Below are 21261 nucleotides of genomic sequence, written 5' to 3' on the forward strand. Positions count from 1 at the left end.
TCCAACTCGTCCGTGCCCGCGCCCGCGGCTATCGCAACGTCGATACCTTCATCGCCATGATCTATCTCGTTGGCGCTCCACTACCCAAACTCGTCAATTCCATTTGAAACGTCGAAGAGCCAAAATAGATCGCACCATCCTGGCCGGCCGTGCCCACCCGTGTGAAGACCAGGGTGTTGCCGATCAACGCCGCGGCCGCCGCCTTGCCGGTCAATGTCGCCGGGGGCCCGCCAGCCTGCGCCAGGGCCGTGCCCGCCGCCATCGGCTGCAGCATCAAGGCCAAGGCCAGCAATCGCATCCTCACCGCTGCCATTCTTCTTCCTCTCCGGGACACCACCCGAACGACCTGACCTTGCACGGATGATCCGCACGGCATCGTGGCAGCACTTGGGCGGGGAGGCTGGCCGGATCCGATGCAGGTGCTTGAAGCTGGACTCGTTTCATTCCCGGCGATGCCTGAGAAGAATGCAGAAAAAATCCAGGGTCTGAAGCAGGAAATTCCTGTTTTGTACTGCAGGACGCATCCCGTTCTTGGGATGTCGCGGCCATGATTTAGAAATTTCTTGATTTTTTATATAATAATGGCATTATGCAAACTCGCATCAAAGTAATGACAGTAAATTCTGTGGAAGCGGCTTGATGGCTTCTTCCCGGACGTTGCGCCGCCAGAGGGGGCCAGGGGCCGACCACATCGCGCCGCGGGACGCGTCGGCCAGTCGCAAGATCACCCACAGAGCAGGCTTGGAGGATACGATGAGCCATCGCATGGACGAGAACGGCCGGCCGCACGGCCGTGGTGGCGATCCGACCGGATCGCCCGGGACCGACACCGAGCTTCGCGACCTGGCGCGCCGCCACGTCCGCCAGGCGATCGACACGATCCTCGCGGTGATGGGCAATGCGCGCACGCCGGCGGCCGCCCGCCTGGCCGCCGCCGAGATCATCCTCGACCGCGCCTGGGGCCGCGCACGGCAGGGCATGGATCCCAAGGCGGCGCTGGACTTCGTCGACGTGCTGCGCAGCGCGGTGGCCATTCGCGCCCGGCGCGAGGATCCCAGCCGATCGGGCGACGCGCGGCGCGACGATGGCGGCGGCGGTGCCGGCAAGGACCGCGGCGGCGTGCGCCACTGACCAGCCGCAGGCGGTGATTGCGCCACGCATCATGGGCGCGACGCCGCCTGCGCGCGGCGCCCCGCGGCCTGCGTCACCCTGATCGGTCGTCTTCCTCCTGACCATGAGCCGGACCATGCGCGACAAGACCAAGGGCACAGCGTTGTCCGACGTTCGCCCCGATGCGGGCTGGCCGGAGCCCGACCGCACGCTGCTGGACGGATCACCCGGCGATCGGCCCGTGTTCCCGGCCGAGCTGCTGCCGCCCTTCTGGCGCGACTGGTGCCAGGACATGGCGCACGGCACCGGCGTTGCGGTCGATCACGTCGCGCTGGCGCTGCTCACCGCCGCCGCCGGCCTGCTCGGCGGCGCGCGGCGCGTCAGCCCCGCGCCGGCATGGACGGAGCCCTGCGTGCTGTGGGCCGCCCTGGTCGGGGCGCCGTCGTCAGGCAAGACCGCGGCCATGGAGGCGGCGCTGCGCCTCGTGCGGGCCCTGAGCGACGATCTCGGGGCGCAGAACGAGGCGCTGCGGCGCCGCCACGTCACGGCGCAGGAGACGGCACGTGCCGAGGACGGGTGGTGGCGTGACGAGGTGCGCGGGGCGGTGGCGAACCACCTGACGCCGCCGCCGATGCCGGCGGCGGCCGATGCGCCGCAGCCTTTCGCGCCGCGCCGGCTTCTCGTCGAGGGGTCCGCCGTCGCGATCGTGGCGGACGCGCTGCGTGGCAGCCCGCGCGGCATCCTGATGGCGCGCGACGCCTTGGCCGGCTGGCTGGGCGGCATGGCGCGCGACGCCGATGCGCAGACGTCGTTCTGGCGCGGCGCCTGGTCGGGCAGCCCACGCGCCGCGGTCTCGGTCCTGGGCACGATCGAGCCCGACGCGCTCGGCCGGTCGTTGGCCGATCATGGCTTCGGTGCGCGGCTGCTCTTCGCCTGGCCCGGACGCCGGCCGTTCCAGCCGCTGCTGGACGGGGCGGCATCGCTCAGCCCCGAGGCGCTGCGCGCGCTTGCCCGGCTGCGCGACCTTCCGGACGAGGCCCGTGTCGTTGCCCTGGCGCCGGAAGCGCGGCACCTCTTCGAGGACTTCCGGCAGGCGCTGGATGCCGAGGCCGACGGGCTCGAGGACGAGCCGGCGGCATGGTGGCGCAAGGGCGCCAGCACCGTGCTGCGGCTGGCCGGCGTGTGGACGTTCCTCGACTGGGCCGTGCTGCCCGATGGCGTGGCGGAGCCGCGCGATGTCCCCGTCGACGCGATGGAAGCCTGCGCCGCCTTGTGGCGCCTGCATCTGTGGCCGCATGCAAGCGCGGTGATGGGCAGCGCCGGCGGCAGCGCCAGCCGGCGCCAGGCGCGCAAGGCGCTGCTGTGGATCCGCCGGCAGGGCCTGTCGGCGGTATCGCGCGACGACCTGTGGCGCCATGCCCGCGCCGCCCGCGACGCGCCGGGCGTGGACCACATCATCACGACGCTGACCGGCGCCGGCTTCCTGCGCCCGGTCGATCCCGGTCCGGGGGACGGCCGCCCGCGCCGGCGATGGGCCGTCAACCCGGCGCTGCCGCATCTGGGCTGCCGCGATGCGTAGCTGGCGGCGCAAGGCGGCTGCCGCCGTAACACGTTGCGCTACCATGTCGAGTGCAGCGAGGAATCCGAACGCCTTTGGACGCTTCGTTGCACTCGGGACAATAGCGGGACCGGATACGACGATGATGTGACGTACCCAAGCGATGCGGCTGGCGGCGCACCAAAGACCACCCGCAATGCGACAACATGCGCACAATGCGGACTTTTAGTCATTGTTGTCGTTGTTGTCACGCGATTCGCGAGGGAACGATCCTGCTTCGGACATGTGGTGGAGTCCAGAGTGCTACCCAGGAGCACGCTCCGCAGCAGAGCCTTTGTAGCTGGGCGGGGGGCCTTGAATCTCGGAGTTCGAGGTTCTCTATCATTAGTGAAGGCTGAGATCTTTTCGTGGTCTGATTTGGCGTCGCCTCTCGGGCGACGCTTGCCGCGCATTGGAGGGAGTATGTAGCTCCCAGCTTTGCATTTATTCCTGCTTAGGAGACAGTGAGCATGTCAGGATCCGGTGCCCTTGGCAGCTTTGCCGTCGCTCATCGCCCTTTACATCCGATTCATCTCGATTCATCTTACACTTAAGAGCTACCATGTCCGCAAACGCCTTCAATACTGCCAGGCCGTCATTCACAGACCCACCTGTGGTGGAGGTCGTTCTTGGCGTGCAATTCGTTCCTCTCGATGCGCTTCAAATCGCGCATTTTGGATTGTTCTGGGAAAAACTCGGTCGTGAGTTCGTGACGACCGAGAGCAAACCCTCCCTAGAACAAATGATCGAACAGCCCGATGTCCACGGCCAACGAGTAACCTTCGAGATGATCGAGGGCTTCCCAGGTGCTCGCGTCTGGTTCGTCAACGCGGACAAGACTGAGCTACTCCAGGTCCAGGCAGATCGGTTCATATTCAATTGGCGACAGGGAGACGTGAAGAAGGAGTATCCTAGATACCCTCGCGTGCGCGAATGTTTTGATCGGTATTTTCGCGAGTTTGTCGCCTTCGTGGCCGATCTAGGGCTCGGTACCGTCGTTCCCAATCAATGCGAGGTCACCTACATAAATCAGATACTCCTTGCCGAAGGCGCGAATGACTGGGGCGACCTTAGCAATTTGTTTCAGTTCTGGTCAGGTGCCACATCAGACGACTTCCTCGGAACGCCCGAGCAAGTGCGCATCAACATGGCATATCGCTTGGAGCGTGGAGAGACGTTTGTTGGTCGGCTACATGTGGCGGCGGAGCCCCGAATCCGCATTTCGGATCAGCGTAAGCTCGTCCAACTTTCGCTTACTGCTCGAGGACAGCCTAAAGGCGCAGTACCTGGAGAAGTTCTCGATTTTTTTGATTTCGGAAGAGAGCACGTAGTACGAAGTTTTGCGTCGCTCACTTCGCCGGCAATGCACAAAATTTGGGGGAGGAACGATCATGGCTAGCGCAGTGAAGTCTCGTTCAGACGACGCGACGTCATTGACGGAAACCTTCCTGGCGCCGAACCCAGTGCCCTCAAGCACCGCATGGGAAAGCGATACGGCACATCAAGTTCGCCTGGGCAAATCTTTGGTGCGGATCGAACACGTCGGTAATCTCCCCGATTGGATGCGAGAGGTACTCGCGCGGCTCAACCAAGTCGCTCGGATGCCCGAAAATTGGGATACGTACGGAGCTGTGCCGGTAAACCAGAGAACGCTTGAGCATTCGTTGCTCGTCCTAACAAAATTGATGCCGGCAAGCAGATATTTGCCGCGCATCCTTGCTTCTACCCATGGAGGCGTGCTGCTGCAGTGGGACGACGGACGCCGAGAATTGGAGATCTCTGTCGACGCACCGATGCGGGGCAGTGTCTACTACACTGATCACGAATCCGGTGACGAAGACGAGGAGCAACTGAGCCTTGACCTTAAGCCTGTCATACAGAGGGTCGGCTCGTTTTGGCGGTAAACGTTCAATTTATCTCAGATGCGAGGCGCATCTGGACCGGCGGTACCCGAGGATCGACTGGCATCAGATCATCCTCCGGGCGATGAATTTCGAGATGATAGCTCCATTGCTGGAGACGCCATTGTTCTGAGACGTATCCCGCCGGGCAGATGGAGGCACAAGGAAGGTCAACCAGTTCCTGACTCTGACAATTTCAAAAATCACCCCAGCGGATCAGGCATGTCCGTCGACCTTCTCGAGGAGGGGTGGTCTGCCGAGAAATGTCTGGAAAGGGCTCCAGCCGGGTTTGGAGTCGTGGCGCTTACAGTCCAGGCTATTCGGGACGCGGGTCTCGGGGTAATACGAGCACCAATTCCAGGAAATCCGCACCACATCACTATACAGGGGCCGAAGTCCCAGAAGACTTGCCGCAAGCTGGCGAAGTCGGCGACTTGGTCTAAGCTCGCGGATAAAGCTCCGATCGAAGATTCGATCGCATCGCAAGATTGAACTAACAACTACGAACGGGTTCTTGAGTACGCCGCGGAGTTCGAACACAGCTCTATCCAATAGGTGCTTCGACGACGTGCTGTTCGTCACCTATCGACACCTCGCAACGTGCTTCGCTTCGCCGGGGCAACATAGGCCTCAATGCTCCTTCTCGTACGGCACGCCGATGGCCTTGGGGGCGACGGCGCGGCCGATGAAGCCGGCGAGCAGGATCACGGTCAGCACGTAGGGCAGCACCTGGATCAGCTGCACCGGCACCTCGCCGATCACCGGCACGTGCACGCCCTGCAGGCGGATGGCGACGGCATCGAGCAGGCCGAACATCAGGCAGGCGCCCAGCGCCGGGAAGGGCCGCCACTTGCCGAAGATCATGGCCGCCAGCGCGATGTAGCCCTGGCCGGCCGTCATGTCGCGGCTGAACGCGGCGTTCTGGGCGATCGACAGGTAGGCGCCGGCGATGCCGGTGAGCAGGCCGCAGATCAGCACGGCGCGATAGCGCAGCCAGGCCACCGAGATGCCGGCGGCGTCGACCGCCAGCGGCGCTTCGCCGACGGCGCGCAGCCGCAGGCCGAAGCGCGTGCGGTTCAGCACCCACCAGGTCAGCGGCACGACCAGCAGCGTCGCGTAGACGATGATGTTGTGGCCGCCGATGAGGTCGCCCCAGACGCGGCCCAGCACCGGCACGTCGGCCAGCGCCTGCGTGCCGGGCAGGGTGATCGGCATGAAGCGCGCCTCGGGCGGCAGGGACGGCGTCTGGCCGCCGCGCTGGAACCACGCCATGCCGAACACGATGGTCAGGCCCGACACCAGGATGTTGATGGCCACGCCGCTCACCACCTGGTTGCCGCGATGGGTGATGCAGGCGAAGCCGTGCAGCAGGGCCAGCGCCTCGGCCGCGAGGATCGCCGCCCCCAGGCCGGCCCAGGCCGAGCCGGTCACGGAAGCGGCGGCGGCGGCGGCGAAGGCGGCCGCCAGCATCTTGCCTTCCAGCCCGATGTCGATCAGCCCGCTGCGCTCCGAGAACAGGCCGCCCATGGCGCACAGGATCAGCGGCGTCGCCACCCGCAGCGTCGCCGACAGGATCAGCACCGCGAAGGTGATCCACTCGTCCATGTCAGGACACCTCGGAATGAAGAGAAGGCCAACCACAGAGGCACAGAGACACAGAGACACAGCGCAGCCTTTGGCCGCAACCCAAAGGGCGGAGGAAGCGCTTCATGGTGAGCTTGTCGAACCATGAAGCGCCGCACCACTGCCCGTGCGACGCCTTCATGGTTCGACAGGCTCACCATGAAGGCTACCAAATCACCGCAGCTCGCGAAGATTCTTGAGGTTAGTAGTACAGAGATGGCACAGAGGGAGGCCTTGCGCGCGCCGCAGGCGCGCATCCCTCTCATCCTCTGTGCCTGTCTCTGTGTCTCTGTGCCTCTGTGGCTGATCTTCATGCGCTACGCCTCCGCAGCGCTGGCCTGGGCGCGGGTGCTGCGGGTCCGCAGCACCGCGAACAGCCGCTCGAAGGCGGGCTTGGTGAGGTTGGCCAGCGCGCCGCAGAACAGGATGATCAGGCCCTGGATCACCACCACCATCTCGCGGGTGATGGCGGGGATCTCGAACGACAGCTCGGCGCCGCCCTGCTGCAGCATGCCGAACAGCAGGCTGGCCAGCACGATGCCCACCGGATGGTTGCGGCCCATCAGCGCCACCGCGATGCCGGCGAAGCCGTAGCCGGCGGTGAAGTTCAGGATCAGGCGGTGATGCACGCCCATGATCTCGTTGACGCCCACGAAGCCGGCCAGCGCGCCCGACAGGCACATCGCCAGCACCGTCATGCGGCGGATGTCGACGCCGGCATAGATCGCGGCGCTGGGATTGTGGCCCATGGTGCGCAGCTCGAAGCCCCACGGCGTGTGCCACAGGAACACCCAGACGAAGACGCAGCACAGCGCCGCCCAGACGATCGACAGGTTGAGCGGCGACTGGCCCATGGTGATGCCGGCCATGGCCAGCAGCTCGTGGACGAAGGGCAGGTGGCCGCTGGCGGCGATCTCGCGGCTCTCCGGCGACATCGAGCCGGGCGCGATCAGCACGTTCACCATCAGGTAGACCATCACCGCCGCGGCGATGAAGTTGAACATGATGGTGGTGATCACGATGTGGCTGCCGCGCCAGGCCTGCAGCCAGGCCGGCACCGCCGCCCAGGCGGCGCCGAAGACGGCGGCGGCGAGCACCGCCAGCGCCATCAGCGGCAGCGCCGGCAGGCTGCTGTCGAACGCCAGCAGCACCAGCCCCACGCCCAGGCCGCCGATATAGGCCTGCCCCTCGCCGCCGATGTTGAACAGGCCGGCATGGAAGGCGAGCGCGACGGCCAGCCCCGTGAAGATGAAGTTGGTGGTGTAGTAGAGCGTGTAGCCGATGGCCTCGGGATAGCCGACCGCGCCTGTCACCATGATGCGCACGGCCGTGAACGGGTTGACGCCGACGGCCAGCACGATCAGCCCGACCACGACGAAGGCCAGCAGGACGTTGACGATGGGGATCAGCCCGATATCGACCCAGGGCGGCAGCGGCTGGCGGCTCATGGGAGCCAACGCCTCCTTTCCCTTCCCCGCTTGCGGGGAAGGTGGCCGAAGGCCGGATGGGGAGCCGACGTGGTCTCAGTTACGAAAGCCTCGTTGGCTCCCCTCCGCCCCTTCGGGGCACCTCCCCAACTTCGTTGGGGAGGAAAAGAAAATGACTGCACCATCACGTCTCACCCGGCTTCCACACGTTCGCCATCATCAGGCCCAGGGTGCGCTCGTCGGCGGCATCGCCAGCGACCTCGCCGACGATGCGGCCGCCAAACATCACCAGGATGCGGTCGGCGAGCGCCATCACCTCGTCGAGCTCGACCGAGACCACCAGGATGGCGCAGCCGGCGTCGCGCGCGGCCACGAGCTGGCGGTGGATGAACTCGATGGCGCCGATATCGACGCCGCGCGTCGGCTGGCCCACCAGCAGGATGCGCGGCCGGGTGGCGATCTCGCGCGCCAGGATCAGCTTCTGCTGGTTGCCGCCGGAGAAGCTCGACGAGCGCAGCGCCGGCTGGCGCGGCCGCACGTCGTAGCCGTCCATCAGCTCGGCGCAGTGGCCGACCATGGCGCGATGATGCAGCAGGCACGTGCCGCTGAACGGCGCCTCGTTGTGGTAGCCCAGGATCGCCGTCTCGTTGGCCGCGAACGGCGCCACCATGGCGTAGCGGTGCCGGTCCTCCGGCACATGCGCCAGGCCCAGCGCGCGCATCTCGGCGGGATCGGCCGGGTGCGCCGCGTCGATGACCCGCTCGCCGATGGCGAGGCTGCCGTCGCTCGGCGCGCGGATGCCGGCCAGCACCTCCAGCAGCTCGCTCTGGCCGTTGCCGGAAACGCCGGCGATGCCCACGATCTCGCCGGCCCGCAGGTCGAGGTCGATGCCGTCGAGCAGGCGCACGCCGCGGCTGTCGCGCAGGCCGATGCTGCGGGCGCGCAGGACGGGTGTGCCGGCCTGGGGCGCCGTCTTGTCGAGCGCCAGCCGCACCTTGCGGCCGACCATCAGCTCCGCCAGCTCGGCGCTGCTGGTCTCGGCTGTCCGGCGCTCGGCCACCACCTGGCCGTGGCGCATGACATGGACCATGTCGGTGACGGCCATGATCTCGCGCAGCTTGTGCGTGATCAGGATCACGGTGGCGCCGCGCGCGCGCAGCGCCTGCAGGATGCGGAACAGCTGCTCGGTCTCCTGCGGCGTCAGCACCGCCGAGGGCTCGTCCAGGATCAGGATGCGCGCGCCGCGATACAGCACCTTCAGGATCTCGACCCGCTGCTGCTCGCTCACCGGCAGGGTGCCGACGATGGCGTCGGGATCGACGCGCAGGCCGTAGTCGCGGCCCAGCCGGTCCAGCTCGCGGCGCGCCGCCGCCAGGCTGGGGCGCAGCACCGGGCCGGCCTCGGCGCCCAGCACGACGTTCTCCAGCACGGTGAAGGTGTCGATCAGCATGAAATGCTGGTGCACCATGCCGATGCCGCTGGCGATCGCATCGCGCGGGCTGCGGATGCGCACGCGCCTTCCGTCGACATAGATCTCGCCGCTGTCGGCCTCGTAGAGGCCGTAGAGGATGCTCATCAGGGTCGACTTGCCGGCGCCGTTCTCGCCGATGATGCCCGTGATCGAGCCGCGCGCCACCTGCAGCGACACGTCGCGGTTGGCGCGCACCGCCCCGAACGACTTGTCGATCGACCGCAGCTCGATGGCCGGCGGCGAGGTCTCAGGCACCTCTTGCCTCCCCCAACGAAGTTGGGGGAGGTGGCCGAAGGCCGGAGGGGGAGCGCACGGGGTGCTCGAACGAGAAGCACCACATCGGCTCCCCTCCGCCTCCGACTTTTCGACGCGACAGCGTCGAAACGTCGTTTCGGGGCACCTCCCCAGCGGAGCTGGGGAGGACATGACAAATCAATACGCGCACGCGTTGTTGCTCATGTAGTCGTGCACCGTGATCTTGCCGGCGATGATGTCGGCCTTGGCGGCCTCGACCCTGGCCTTCATCTCGGGCGTCACCAGGGCGGCGTTGTTCTTGTCCAGCGCCCAGTCGACGCCGCCGTCCTTCAGGCCCAGCACGGTCACACCGGGTGTCCAGGTGCCGCCCATGGCCAGCTTGAACGTGTCGTAGGCCACGACGTCGACGCGCTTGACCATGGAGGTGAGCATGGTCCCGGGATGCAGGTGGTTCTGGTTGGAGTCGACGCCGATCGCCAGCTTGCCGCGGTCCTTGGCCGCCTGGTAGACGCCGATGCCGGTGGCGCCGGCGGCGGCATAGATCACGTCGGCGCCGCGCTCGAACTGGCCCTTGGCCAGCTCGGCGCCGCGGCCGGGGTCGTTCCACGCCGCCGGCGTGGTGCCGGTCATGTTCTGCAGCAGCTCGGCCTTGGGGTTGGCGTATTTCACGCCCTGCTCGTAGCCGCAGGCGAAGCGGCGGATCAGCGGGATGTCCATGCCGCCCACGAAGCCGACCTTGCCGCTCCTGGAGGCGAGCGCCGCCAGCACGCCGACCAGGAAGGAGCCTTCGTGCTCCTTGAACAGCACCGACTGCACGTTGGGCAGCTTCACGACGCCGTCGATCACGGTGAAGCGAATCTTGGGGAACTCCTTGGCCACCTTCTCGACGGCGTTGGCCTGGGTGAAGCCGACGCCGAGGATGGGGTCCTGGCCGCGCTGCGCGAAGCGGCGATGCGCCTGCTCGAACTGGGTCTCGTTGGTGACCTCGAACTCGGCCACCGTCATCCTGGTCTCGGCCTTGAAGCGCTCGACACCGTTGTTGACGCCTTCGTTGAAGGACTTGTCGAACTTGCCGCCCATGTCGAAGACGACGGCCGGCTTGATGTCGGCAGCCTGCGCGATGCCTGCGATGCAGGCGGCGGCGATGCCGCAGAGCCCGCTTCGGGTCAGAGTCTTCATGACGGCCTCCCTGTTGCTTTCCTCCCGGGAGCGCCGGCTTCCAGCCGGCTCATGACACGGCGTGTAGCGCCGCTGCCGGCAAGATGCCGGCGGTCCCGGGGGTCACTGCGGGCAGCTGTTGCTGCTCATGTAGTCGTGCACCGTGATCTTGCCGCTCACGATGTCGGCCTTGGCCTGCTCGACCTTGGCCTTGATCGCATCGGTGATCAGCGCGGCGTTGTTCTGGTCGAGGGCCCAGTCGACGCCGCCTTCCTTGAGGCCCAGCACGCGCACGCCGGCCGACCACGTGCCCGCCTTGGCGGCGGTGAAGGTCTCGTAGGTGGCGAGATCGACGCGCTTGACCATCGACGTCAGCACCGAGCCGGGATGCACGCCGTTCTGGTTGGAATCGACGCCGATCGCCAGTTTGCCGCGATCCTTGGCCGCCTGCAGCACCCCCAGGCCGGTGGTGCCGGCGGCGGCATAGATCACGTCGACGCCGCGCTCGAACTGGCCCTTGGCCAGCTCGGCGCCGCGGCCGGGGTCGGTCCACGCCGCCGGCGTGTTGCCGGTCATGTTCTGGATCACCGTCGTGCCCGGCCTGGCATAGCGCGCGCCCTGGGCGTAGCCGCAGACGAACTTGCGGATCAGCGGGATGTCCATGCCGCCCACGAAGCCGATGGTGCCACTCTTGGATGCCAGGGCGGCCGCGACTCCCACCAGGAAGGAGCCCTCATGCTCCTTGAACAGCACCGAGCGCACATTGGGCAGGTCGACCACGGTGTCGATCACCGTGAAGCGCACCTTGGGGAACTGCCTGGCCACCGCGGTGACGGCCGAAGTCTGCAGGAAGCCGACGCCGACGATGGGATCGCTGCCGCTCTGCGCGAAGCGGCGATGCGCCTGCTCGAGCTGCGCCTCGTTGGTGACCACGAAATCGCGATAGGCGATGCCGGTCTCGCTCTTGAAGCGCTCGGCGCCGCGGAAGGCGGCTTCGTTGAACGAGCCGTCGAACTTCTCGCCCACCGAATAGACCACGGCCGGCGCCGGGTCGGCGGCGTGCGCGGCGAGGGAAGCGGTGGCCAGGGGCAGCGCGGTCAGCAGCGCCAGAACGTGGCTGCGACGGTGTCGACGTCGTTGCGGCATGGCCTTCCCCTGATGACCTTGTCTGCGCCGCAGTGTGACGCGGGATCGCTTTGCGCGCCATCAAAAGTGACCACGGCCGCCGCCTGCCATCCTTGTCGCACGCCCGCAGTCGGATAAGCTGCTGCCCATTGTCAGCACCGATCGAAGGAATGCTCCATGATCGACCTGCACTACTGGCCGACCCCCAACGGCAAGAAGGTCACGATCCTGCTCGAGGAATGCGGGCTGCCGTACAGGATCGTGCCCGTGAACATCTCGCGCGGCGACCAGTTCGGACCCGAGTTCCTGCGCATGAATCCCAACCACCGCATGCCGGTCCTGGTCGACCATGCGCCGGCCGGCGGCGGCGCGCCCATCAGTGTCTTCGAGTCGGGCGCGATCATGATGTACATCGCCGAGAAGGCCGGCCGGTTCTGGCCGCGGGACGTGCGCGGCAAGTACGAGGTCACGCAATGGGTCATCTGGCAGATGGCCAACCAGGGGCCGAAGCTGGGCGAGTGCGGCCATTTCCGCCGGCTCGGCGACCGCGAGGGCGACCAGTCCTACGCCGTGCGCCGCTTCACCGACGAGGCCAACCGCCTCTACGGCGTGCTCAACAACCGGCTGGTCGACCGGCCCTACCTGGCCGGCGACGACTACACGATCGCCGACATGATCGCCTATCCCTGGACCGTGAACTGGAAGGGGCAGGGCCAGGACATCGAGGAGTTCACGTACTTCAAGCGCTGGTTCGAGGCCGTCGGCGCCCGTCCCGCGGTGCAGAAGGGCATGGCGGTGGGCAACGACCTGTCGACTGACGTCACCAAGCTGCCGCCCGAGGAGCAGGCCCGCATCCGCAAGATGCTCTACAACCAGCGCGCCATCCCGGTGAAGGTGGCGTGATGTCTTCGGACCGCGCGCGTCCACGCGCGCATCGGCGCGTCAGCGCCGACACGAGGTCGCCCTCCGCTCCCGCTTCGGGCGAGTGCGCGCGTGGACGCGCGCGGTCCAAATAAAGGCCCACAGTTGATGCGCATCGAGATTCTCTGCACCGGCGATGAGATCCTGACCGGCAAGACCATCAACAGCAACTACAGCCACATCGCGCGGCGCCTGGAGGAGGTCGGCCTGTCGGCCTACTGGGGCACCACGGTGGGCGACGACCGCGACAGCCTGCTGGCGGCGTTCCGCCAGGCGGCGGCGCGCGCCGACGCGGTGATCGTCAATGGCGGGCTGGGGCCGACGGTCGACGACCTGTCGCAGGAGATCGCGGCGCGCGCCGCCGGCGTCGAGCTGGTCCTGGACGAGGCGTGGCTGGCGCGCATGGAGGAATTCTATGCCCGGCGCAACCGCGTCATGCCGCCCAACAACCGCAAGCAGGCGATGCTGCCGGCGGGCGCCGAGTTTATCGACAACCCGATCGGCACCGCCTGCGGCTTCGCCGTCACCATCGACAACGTGCGCTTCTTCTTCACGCCCGGCGTGCCGCGCGAGATGCGGCGCATGCTCGACGAGCAGATCATCCCGCGCCTGCTGGCGCTGGGCGGCGTGACGGGCGTGACGCGGCTGAAGCGGTTCCACTCGTTCGGCATCGGCGAATCGCGCGCCGACCAGATGCTGAGCGACATCCTGGCGCCCGGCGCCGACATCAAGCTCGGCTTCCAGGCCCACTACCCGCAGCTCGAGACCAAGCTGGCGGTGCGCGGCATCGATGGCGCCGACCTGGAGCGCAAGCTGGCGCCGATCGAGGCCGAGGTGCGCCGCCGGCTGGGCAACTTCATCCTTGCCGAGGACGACCAGACGCTCGAGGGCGTGATCCTGTCGATGCTGCGCGACCGCGGCCTGTCGCTGTCGATCGCCGAGATGTTCACGTCGGGCACGATCGCGACGCGCATCGCACCGCTGCCGGGCGCCGAAAGCGTGTTCAGGCGCAGCGCCGTGGCCCGCGACCTGGCGCAGCTGCGCGCCGCCGTCGGCCTGGCCACGGGCGGCGATGCCGGCGCGGTATCACCCCAGGCGGCCGCTGCAGTGGCCAGCATGCTGCGCGACAGCAGCGGATCGAGCCTTGCGCTGGCGGTGCTGGTCGATCTCGACGAAGGCGCTGACCGGATGGAGCTGGGCGGCACCATCGCGGTCGGCATCGCCGATGGCGGCGTCGCCGTGGCGCGCCAGGCGCGCCTGTTCGGCGGCCGCGACTGGATCCGGCTGGGCGCCACCGAGCTGGCCCTGGATTGCCTGCGCCGGCACCTGCTGGGCCTGCCGGTGGACGAGCAGATCGACTTCGAGCGCCGCTGAACGGAATGAGGTGCCCGCCGGGGTCGGGTGCGCGCCGGCGCAAGCCTGCGTCGCCGCCAAAGCTGTTGCGCTGGGGCACACGGGTTGTGTGTTATCCGACCAGGTCAGGAAAGGCAGCAAGGAAGGGAACGCCATGACGTCCGCATCGTTCGATTTCGCGCCGCTGCTGGCGCCCAACCTGCCCGTGCCGGCGGCCAGGTGGAACGGGTTCCCCAAGTACAATTTCATCGGCGGGCACAACGACGCCGAGCGTGTTCCCGTCGACCAGCTGATCGCGGCGGCGACCGCCGTGCTCAGGCGCGAGGGCGCGTCGCTGGCGACCTATGGCCTCAACAGCGGCCCGCTGGGCTACCGCCCGCTGCGCGACTTCCTGGTGGCCAAGCTCAAGAGCCATGCCGGCATCACCTGCACGGCCGACGAGATCCTGATCACGTCGGGCTCGCTGCAGGGCCTGGACCTCGTCAACAGCCTGCTGCTGGCGCCGGGCGACACCGTGCTGATCGAGCAGGAGACCTATGGCGGCGCCCTCACCCGGCTCACGCGCCTGGGCGTGAAGACCATCGGCGTCCCGCTCGACGGCGAGGGCATGCGCATGGATGCGCTGGCGGCGGCGCTCGCCGATCTCAAGCGCCGCGGCGTGCAGGCCAAGTACATCTATACCATCCCGACCGTGCAGAACCCGACCGGCACCATCATGGGCACGGCGCGGCGGGCCGAGCTGCTGAAGCTGGCGCAGTCCCATGGCGTGCCGATCTTCGAGGACGAATGCTATTCCGACCTGATCTGGGACGGCGAGCGGCCACCGGCGCTGCACGCCATGGCCAAGGGCAGCGGCGTGATCCATATCGGCTCGTTCTCCAAGTCGATCGCGCCGGCGCTGCGGGTGGGCTACATCGTCGCCGGTTGGGACCTGCTGGCGCGCATGCTGGCGCTGAAGCAGGATGCCGGGTCGGGCGCGCTGGAGCAGATGGTGCTGGCCGAGTTCTGCGCCGCGCATTTCAACACCCATGTGCCGGCGCTCACAAGCGGCCTGCGGGTCAAGCTCGACACGCTGATGGAGGCCCTGGCGGAGCAGTTCGGCACGTCGGCCGAGTTCGAGGAGCCCAAGGGCGGCATCTTCCTGTGGGTGAAGCTGCCCGACCAGGTCGACACCCTGAAGCTGTCGCAAGCTGCCCTGGCGGCCGGCGTCTCCCTCAATCCCGGGCCGGAATGGTCGACGGACAAGGCATTCGGCAAGAGCCGGCTGCGGCTGTGCTTCGCCAACCCGGCGCCCGAGACGATCCGCCAGGGCGTGGCGGTGCTGGCCGATGTCTGCCGCCGCGAGTTCGGCGTGCCTGCCCGGATCGCCAACGTCGAGCGCGCCACGGCGCGCTAGCGGCTTTGCCGGGTGGCGCTGGTGAAAGTAGCCCCACCCCTGAAAACAGGTGCCGGGCGCGTGCGGTGACGGCGGGAATTGCCTCGGGGCGCCGGCCTCGGGGCAGTCATGGCTGAACGGTTGGCACTGCGCTGCAAGTTATAGCCACGTGACCCGGTTCCGCCGTACAATCGGCGTGAGTAATGGTCTGCTTACCCTTGAATATGTCCGAGGACGGAATCCGTTTCGGCCGCTGGCGTCTGCTGCCGCGTACCAGGACCCTGGTCGCCGGGGACGAGCGCGTCGTGCTGGGCGGCAGGGCAGCCGACATTCTGCTGGCCCTGATCGAGGCCGATGGCGCCGTGGTCGACAAGGACGCCCTCATCCGCCGCGCCTGGGCCGGGCGCACGGTCGAGGACGGCAACTTGCCGGTCCAGATCGCGGCGCTGCGCCGGGCTTTTGGCGCCGAGGGCGCCGAGATCGTGATCACCGTTCCCGGGCGCGGCTACCGCTTCGGCGGGGCGCGGCTGGCGCCGCCGGCGCCGATCCAGCTGGCGGCGGTGCGGCCGGCGGGGCCGGAACCGTCCACGCGCGGCCCGTCGCTGGCGGTGCTGCCGTTCCGCACCGCAGGCAGTGATGCCGACCAGACCCATATCGCCGACGGCCTGGTCGAGGACCTGATCACGGCGCTGTCCCGTATCCGCTGGTTTTTCGTGCTGGCGCGCAACTCGGCCTTCAGCTTCCGGGGACGCGATGTGCCGGCATCTGAAATCGGCCGCGAGCTGGGCGTGCGCTATGTCGTCACCGGCACCGTGCGGCGCGCCGGCGAGCGCGTGCGGGTCAATGTCGACCTGATCGATACCGTCGAAGGGGTGCCGGCGTGGAGCGAACGCTTCGACCATACGCTGGACGAGGTGTTCGCCCTGCAGGACCGCATCGTCGGCAGCATCGTGGCGGCGCTGGAGCCCGGGCTGCGGCGGGCCGAGATCGAGCGCCTGCGGCGGCGGCCGACGGAGCTGCCGCGCGCCTATGAAGCCTATCTGCGGGCCGTCGCCTGCATGCATCCGATGACGCGTGACAACTGCGCGGCGGCGCTCGGCTTCCTCGACCAGGCGTTGGCGATCGATCCCGACTTCGCGCTGGCGCTGGCGGCGGCCGCCTACTGCCGCATGTGGCGTGTTTCCCAGGCCTTCCCCGACGACACGGAGGCCGAGGCGGCAGCCGCCATCCGGCTGGCCGAAGCGGCCCTGGCGCAGGCGCGGGACGATCCCCAGGTGCTGGCCCAGGTCGCCATCGTCTTTGTCTACCTCGTCCACCGCCTGGACGCGGCGCTGCTGCTGGTCAAGCGGGCGGTCGAGCTGCACCCCAACTCGGCGATGACCCGCAGCTCCGCCGGCTGGGCCTATCTCTATGCCGACCAGCCCGAGGAGGCCATCCGGCACCTGGAGGAAGCGCTGCGGCTGGACCCGCTCGACCCGGGCGCCGGCGAGCCGCTGACCGGCATGTGCTACGCCCATCTCGTGGCCGGCCGGCCGCAGACCGCGGTGCGCTGGGGCGAGCGCGCGATTGCCGGCAGCCCGGAGCGGCTGTCGGCGCACCGCGCCTATGTTGCCGCGCTGGGCCTGGCCGGCCTGTCGGCTGAGGCGGCCGTGACGCATCTCATGACGCTCGACCCGGCCTTCAACCTGACCGATTACCGCCACCTCCATAGCCGCCGTGCCACGACACGATTGCTGGCCGCCGTTGTCGAGGGGCTGCGCCGCGCCGGCATCCCGGAGCGGCCGAACCCCAGCGCCCGGCCGACCTTGCGGATCGTGCGCGGCGGCTGAAGCGGCGCCGGCGCCGGCGCCGCCGCGCGCCATTTTTAAGAACTTTTAAGTGCTGCCAAGGCCGGCCGTGGCTTAAGAACGGGCGTGGCTTGGGGACTGAATCGGCCCGGTGACTGTGCCGCCCACACAACAAGCAACGACGGCAAGGCACCGGGCCCCACAGCGGGCTGGCTGTCCACCACAGCCGCCATTCCAGGATTAAGAGAATTTAAGAACTCTTAAGTGCCGTCGCGGCCGGCGTGATGGCACAATCCTGCATCTCATGACGAGATCACCCCCGGCATCGCGCGGGCTGTCCCCGGCAGGTGGAGTGGACAAATGGATAAGACAATTGAGAAGGTGCACGTCACCAACTGGAGTGGAGATCCATTCCTGAAGCTCGGATCGACGTCAAAGGCGAAGCTGGCGATGGCGATTCGCTATTCCCGGCAGATCGTCGAGGATTCGTGCCAGCTGCTGGCGCAGTACGAGCACGCCCAGATCGTCGCCAGCGTCGATAAGCAGATGTCGAAGGACTATTTCGGCAAGCAGACGATCGTCAAGGAGGCGATGGAGAAGTACTTCGGCCTCGACCTCAAGCAGCCTGCCGACAAGGCCAAGATCGCGACCATCCGCATGAAGTTCGGCCAGATCCGGTCCGGGATCGCCGGGCCCTTCGATCTCGTCGTCGGCTACATCCATGACCGCGATGACGTGAAGACTGGCATCAAGGATGCCTTCTCGACCCTGCGCCACGGCAAGGGGCTGAAGAACGCCTGGAAGCATATCAAGTTCATCCGCGAGGGAACGGAAGGCTGGGTGTCCTCGAGCGGCACGCATGTCGGGCGCATCCACCTGAACATGGACAGCGTCGAGACCTACAGCGAAGGCAAGATCGCACGCATCATCGTGCACGAGGCGTCGCACAAATTCGCCAACACCGATGATGTCGACCTGCTCGACGATGGCACCTATGACGGCTCGGGCTACAAGTGGGACGGCCTCAAGCACAACGCCAAAGGTTATGTCGGCCTGGAGAACAACGCCGACTCCTATGCCTGGGGCGGCCGCCTGATGTGGAAGCGCAAGCGGAACCTGCCTTCGGGCATTTGACGCACGGCCTGCCAGGCACAGCGCGGCATCGCCTCCTGGCGTCGCGCTGCGCCCCGCTGGGGTAACGACCCTGGCCGAGGATCAGTCGGACGGCCCGGCCGGCTCCTTGCCCTTCTCCTCCAGCAGCTCCGAGCCCGGCCGCCAGCCGCCGCCCTGAGGCGCCGACGCCATCTGCTGCATGGTGACAGCCAGCGCCGCCTGGGCCTTTTCGTTGCCCTTCACCGTGGCGCGGATGGACTCTGCCCGGCCGGCCATCAGCTCGGCGCGGTGCGCCGCCAGGTACTCGGCCGAGGCCTTCTGGTTGCGAGTGTAGCCGTTCAGCTCCGGGATGACGTAGCGCGCGAACAGCTCCCACGAGCGCAGCGTCGCCTCGTAGTTGGCCCAGTCATGGGCAAAGCCCAGCACGACGCCGAAGCCGCCGGTGATCTCCTGCAGGTGGCGGATGGTCTTGACCAGCTCGTCGGGCGTGCCGATCACCGACGAGCCGGTGCCGCTGCCGGCGGCGCCGCCGACCTGCGCCAGGAGCTCCCAGCGGTCCTCCACGGCGGTGGCGCCGAGCTGGCCCAGCACCCGCACGCGGTATTCGTTGTGCCACCACCACAGGCCGTCGACAGCCTCCTGCTGCGCCTGCTTCTTCGACTCCGCCAGATGCCAGGACAGCAGCACACGCCAGTTGCGGCGGTCCACCGTCTTGCCGTGCTTCCTGGCGGCTTCCTCGGCGAAGCCCCACTGCACCGGCAGCGCCTGCAGGCCTTCGACCGAGGTCGAGGCGATGGACAGCACGCCCATGCCGTACTTGCCTGCCAGCTGCATGCCTGAAGGGCTGATGGAGGAGGCGGCCGCCATCGGCAGCTTCTCCTGCAGCGGCAGCAGCTGCAGCTGCGCGTCGTTGAGCTGGAACCAGTCGCTCCTGGCGGTGAAGCGCTCGCCCTCCAGCAGGCGGATGATGACGCCCAGCGCCTCGTCCTGCCGATCGCGCAGCAGCACCTGGTCGATGCCGAAGGTGCGGGCGTCGGACGGCAGCGCCCCCGGTCCGGTGCCGAACAGCACCCGGCCGCCGGTCATGTGGTCGAGCTGCACGATGCGCTGCGCCACGTTGAACGGGTGGTGATACGGCAGCGACACCACGCCGGTGCCGAGCTTGATCCGCCGGGTGCGCTCGCCCGCCGCCGCCAGGAACATCTCCGGCGAGGCGATCATCTCCCAGCCCGAGGAATGATGCTCGCCGCACCAGAACTCGTCGTAGCCAAGCCTGTCCATATGGGCCACGAGGTTCAGGTCGCGCTGGAACTGCAGGGCCGGATGCTCGCCGACCGGGTGATGGGGCGCCAGGAAGGCGCCGAACTGGAGGCGTTTCACGGATCTCTCCTGAAGGGCCTTTGATTTGCGGGCCAGCTCAGCCTAGCGCGGCAGGGCGGGGCGGCCTAGGTGCTGGCGCCACAAAAACGCTGCCCCCCGGCCGGCCAAAAGAATCCGTCGGCCGGCGCCACAAACGCGCGGGCTCGATCGTCATATGCAGGCAGGCCGTATGGCCGCTATGAAGGAGCACATCATGAGCGAGACCGGCGCCGTCAAATATGAGCAGGTGGTTCCCGATGTCCTGCAGGCCATGGCCGGGGTCCACAAGGTCATGGATACGCATGGCTTCGACCCGATGATCCGCCACCTGGTGCAGCTGCGCGCCTCGCAGATCAACGGCTGCGCCTTTTGCATCAAGATGCACACGAAGGAAGCCCGGCAGGACGGCGAGACCAATGACCGGCTGGACCGGATGATCGTCTGGCGACACGTCCATGATTTCAGCGAGCGCGAGAAAGCGGCCCTGGCCTGGACCGAGGCGCTGACCCGGCTCGACGACAACACCGACCTGGGCGCGCTGCGGGCCCGGCTGCGGCGGCACTTCACCGAGCCCGAGATCGGCGTGCTGACCGCCATCGTGGCCATGATCAATCTGTGGAACAGGATCCAGGTATCGAGGCACTGAGATGCCGGCCGGTAGCGACGCCTCGATCTTCGAGGCGGCCAGGCCCATGCTGATGGGCCTGGCCTACCGCATGCTCGGCTCCCGGGCGGATGCCGAGGACGCGGTCCAGGATACGTTCCTGAAATGGCAGAAGGCCGACCGGTGCGCGATCGACAATCCGGCATCGTGGCTCACGACCGCCTGCACGCGCCGCTGCATCGATCTGCTGCGGTCTGCCCACAGGGCCCGGGTCGACTATGTCGGCACCTGGCTGCCCGAACCGATCCATACGGCGAGCGAGGCCATGTCGGCCGAAGATCTCTCCCTGGCCGGATCCCTGACGACGGCCTTCCTGCTTCTGCTGGAGCGCCTGACGCCACGCGAGCGCGCCGCCTATCTGCTGCACGAGATCTTCGATGTCGCCTACGCCGACATCGCCCGCATGCTCGGGGTGCAGGAAAGCACCTGCCGCAAGCTCGTGGCGCGGGCCCGCGCCAACATCGACCGGTCGGTCGTCCGGCATGTGACGCCGGCCGATCGGCAGGAAGAGCTGGTCGCGGCCTTCGAGGCGGCCATCGCCGGCGGCGGCACGGATCGCCTGGCGGCGCTGCTGGCGCACGACGTCGCCTTGTCGGCCGACGGCGGCGGCAAGGTCGCGACCGTCCAGCACGTGGTGCGCGGCAAGGCCGCGGTGCTCGATTTTGTCGGGCAGTCGCTTCGCAGCTACTGGGCCCCGTATGCCTGGGTGGCAGCCGAGATCAATGGTAGCCGTGGCGTCGTCCTGCGACACGGCGGCCACGCCGTGGCGGCCGTGTCGTTCGCCTATGACGCCGATGGACGGGCGACGGATATCTTCATCGTGCGCAATCCCGACAAGCTGGCGCGGCTGGGCGGGATTGCGGTGTCGTGACCGGCGCTGTGCCTAGTACCTCGCCACAGAGGTTATGACGGGTTGCTGTTGAGCCAGGGGAGGATTGGCAGGTCTTGAGGGTCGACCAGGATCTGGATGCTTCGTGCGACACCGGGCTGGCGGCGGATGAGGCCGGCGCGCTCGAGGCCGA

The 21261-nt window shown here is 67.5% G+C and carries 18 protein-coding genes; 12 read left to right on the top strand and 6 right to left on the bottom strand.

Annotated features, from left to right (window positions below):
* Positions 1 to 173 precede the first annotated feature (173 nt).
* The 5 genes from FHP25_RS41665 (at position 174) to FHP25_RS39295 (ending at position 4611) form a co-directional block, all read left to right on the top strand.
* On the top strand, positions 174 to 350 hold the full coding sequence (locus FHP25_RS41665) for a hypothetical protein (RefSeq protein WP_218578971.1): 177 nt from the start codon (positions 174 to 176) through the stop codon (positions 348 to 350).
* A gap of 403 nt (positions 351 to 753) precedes the next feature.
* Positions 754 to 1131, top strand: coding sequence for a hypothetical protein (locus tag FHP25_RS39280; RefSeq protein ID WP_147852467.1), 378 nt, complete (start codon positions 754 to 756; stop codon positions 1129 to 1131).
* A gap of 115 nt (positions 1132 to 1246) precedes the next feature.
* Positions 1247 to 2689 (top strand): DUF3987 domain-containing protein, encoded by a 1443-nt coding sequence (locus FHP25_RS39285; RefSeq protein WP_178134124.1) that lies wholly within the window; start codon positions 1247 to 1249, stop codon positions 2687 to 2689.
* Positions 2690 to 3269: 580 nt separating this feature from the next.
* The gene (locus FHP25_RS39290) at positions 3270 to 4106 is read left to right on the top strand and encodes a TIGR04255 family protein (RefSeq protein ID WP_147852469.1); all 837 of its coding nucleotides are present in this window, start codon (positions 3270 to 3272) and stop codon (positions 4104 to 4106) included.
* The gene (locus tag FHP25_RS39295) at positions 4099 to 4611 is read left to right on the top strand and encodes a hypothetical protein (protein ID WP_147852470.1); all 513 of its coding nucleotides are present in this window, start codon (positions 4099 to 4101) and stop codon (positions 4609 to 4611) included. Before FHP25_RS39290 ends, FHP25_RS39295 begins: the two co-directional genes overlap by 8 nt.
* 627 nt (positions 4612 to 5238) lie before the next feature.
* Here the strand turns inward: FHP25_RS39295 and FHP25_RS39300 are convergent.
* The 5 genes from FHP25_RS39300 to FHP25_RS39320 all read right to left on the bottom strand — a co-directional run bounded on the left by FHP25_RS39300 (position 5239) and on the right by FHP25_RS39320 (position 11688).
* Positions 5239 to 6213 carry an ABC transporter permease gene (locus FHP25_RS39300; RefSeq protein WP_147852471.1) on the bottom strand — a complete coding sequence of 325 codons (975 nt, stop codon included), beginning with the start codon at positions 6211 to 6213 and terminating at the stop codon, positions 5239 to 5241.
* 335 nt (positions 6214 to 6548) lie between these two features.
* A complete protein-coding gene (locus tag FHP25_RS39305; protein ID WP_147852472.1) occupies positions 6549 to 7679 on the bottom strand; it encodes an ABC transporter permease in 1131 nt (376 codons plus the stop codon).
* Positions 7680 to 7842: 163 nt separating this feature from the next.
* On the bottom strand, positions 7843 to 9384 hold the full coding sequence (locus FHP25_RS39310; protein ID WP_231712640.1) for an ABC transporter ATP-binding protein: 1542 nt from the start codon (positions 9382 to 9384) through the stop codon (positions 7843 to 7845).
* Positions 9385 to 9561: 177 nt separating this feature from the next.
* Positions 9562 to 10554, bottom strand: a complete 993-nt coding sequence (locus tag FHP25_RS39315; RefSeq protein ID WP_408068570.1) for a BMP family lipoprotein — start codon at positions 10552 to 10554, stop codon at positions 9562 to 9564.
* A 111-nt stretch (positions 10555 to 10665) separates the two neighbouring features.
* Positions 10666 to 11688, bottom strand: coding sequence for a BMP family lipoprotein (locus FHP25_RS39320; RefSeq protein WP_147852475.1), 1023 nt, complete (start codon positions 11686 to 11688; stop codon positions 10666 to 10668).
* A gap of 156 nt (positions 11689 to 11844) precedes the next feature.
* Between FHP25_RS39320 and FHP25_RS39325 the strand changes: the two genes are divergently transcribed.
* The 5 genes from FHP25_RS39325 to FHP25_RS39345 all read left to right on the top strand — a co-directional run bounded on the left by FHP25_RS39325 (position 11845) and on the right by FHP25_RS39345 (position 18237).
* Positions 11845 to 12570, top strand: coding sequence for a glutathione S-transferase N-terminal domain-containing protein (locus tag FHP25_RS39325; protein ID WP_147852476.1), 726 nt, complete (start codon positions 11845 to 11847; stop codon positions 12568 to 12570).
* A gap of 126 nt (positions 12571 to 12696) precedes the next feature.
* Positions 12697 to 13962, top strand: coding sequence for a CinA family nicotinamide mononucleotide deamidase-related protein (locus FHP25_RS39330; RefSeq protein WP_147852477.1), 1266 nt, complete (start codon positions 12697 to 12699; stop codon positions 13960 to 13962).
* Positions 13963 to 14095: 133 nt separating this feature from the next.
* Positions 14096 to 15337, top strand: coding sequence for an aminotransferase-like domain-containing protein (locus FHP25_RS39335; protein WP_147852478.1), 1242 nt, complete (start codon positions 14096 to 14098; stop codon positions 15335 to 15337).
* Between the two features lie 203 nt (positions 15338 to 15540).
* Positions 15541 to 17145, top strand: a complete 1605-nt coding sequence (locus tag FHP25_RS39340) for a winged helix-turn-helix domain-containing protein (RefSeq protein WP_178134125.1) — start codon at positions 15541 to 15543, stop codon at positions 17143 to 17145.
* Positions 17146 to 17463: 318 nt separating this feature from the next.
* On the top strand, positions 17464 to 18237 hold the full coding sequence (locus FHP25_RS39345; protein ID WP_147852480.1) for a hypothetical protein: 774 nt from the start codon (positions 17464 to 17466) through the stop codon (positions 18235 to 18237).
* Between the two features lie 81 nt (positions 18238 to 18318).
* On the opposite strand, the gene FHP25_RS39350 is transcribed toward FHP25_RS39345, so the two are convergent.
* On the bottom strand, positions 18319 to 19596 hold the full coding sequence (locus tag FHP25_RS39350; protein ID WP_147852481.1) for an LLM class flavin-dependent oxidoreductase: 1278 nt from the start codon (positions 19594 to 19596) through the stop codon (positions 18319 to 18321).
* A gap of 193 nt (positions 19597 to 19789) precedes the next feature.
* Between FHP25_RS39350 and FHP25_RS39355 the strand changes: the two genes are divergently transcribed.
* Entirely contained in the window at positions 19790 to 20221 is a 432-nt protein-coding gene (locus FHP25_RS39355; protein ID WP_147852482.1) for a carboxymuconolactone decarboxylase family protein, read from the top strand.
* A 1-nt stretch (position 20222) separates the two neighbouring features.
* On the top strand, positions 20223 to 21110 hold the full coding sequence (gene sigJ, locus FHP25_RS39360) for an RNA polymerase sigma factor SigJ (RefSeq protein WP_147852483.1): 888 nt from the start codon (positions 20223 to 20225) through the stop codon (positions 21108 to 21110).
* The last annotated feature ends 151 nt before the right edge of the window (positions 21111 to 21261 follow it).

The sequence above is a fragment of the Vineibacter terrae genome, from assembly GCF_008039615.1.
In the GTDB taxonomy this organism is placed as follows: domain Bacteria; phylum Pseudomonadota; class Alphaproteobacteria; order Reyranellales; family Reyranellaceae; genus Vineibacter; species Vineibacter terrae.